At 66.6% G+C, this 751-nt stretch carries 1 protein-coding gene; it reads left to right on the top strand.

Features of this window, described 5'->3' with window-relative positions:
• Positions 1-44: 44 nt before the first annotated feature.
• On the top strand, positions 45-751 hold a 707-nt coding region (locus tag JNK74_28715; protein MBL7650167.1), incomplete at its 3' end, for a glucose 1-dehydrogenase.

Genomic DNA, 751 nt, shown 5'->3' on the forward strand with positions numbered 1-751 from the left:
GAGGACAGACACGGCAGATGGCGCGCCCCAGCAAGGAGCCCCTCATGTCGAGCCCCAGTTCGTTGTTTCGACTCGACGGCAAAGTTGCCGTCCTGACCGGTGCCAGCCGCGGCATCGGCGAAGCCATGGCCACCGCCTTTGCCAGCCAAGGCGCGAAAGTGGTCTTGGCGTCGCGCAAGCTCGCCGATCTGCAGGCCGTCTGTGACCGCATCACCGCCGCAGGGGGTACCGCCCTGCCCATCGCCTGCCACGTCGGAAAAAGCGCCGAGATCGCGGCCATGATCGACGCGGCGATTGCTGCCTTTGGCCAGGTCGATGTGCTCGTCAACAACGCCGCGACCAATCCCTATTTCGGGCCGCTGGTCGATACCCCCGATGCCGCGTTCGACAAGACCTTCGAGGTCAACGTAAAGGGCTACTTCGCCGCCGCTCGCGAGGTCATCCGCCACCTGCAGCGACGCGGTGCGCCCGGCTCGATCATCAACGTTGCCAGCGTTGCCGGCCTGCGCGCCGCCCCCTTCCAAGGCTGCTATGGCATGACCAAGGCGGCGATCATCTCGATGACCCAGACCTTGGCCACCGAGGTCGGCGGAGCCGGCATCCGCATCAACGCCATCGCCCCCGGCTTGGTCGAGACGCGCTTTGCCCAGGCCCTGATCCAAAACGACGCCGTCCACCAGCACATCGTGTCGCGCACACCGCTCGGCCGTCATGCCCAGCCCAGCGAGCTGGTCGGCGCGGCGCTGTTTTT

The sequence above is a fragment of the Candidatus Hydrogenedentota bacterium genome (genome assembly GCA_016791475.1).
GTDB lineage: Bacteria > Hydrogenedentota > Hydrogenedentia > Hydrogenedentales > JAEUWI01 > JAEUWI01.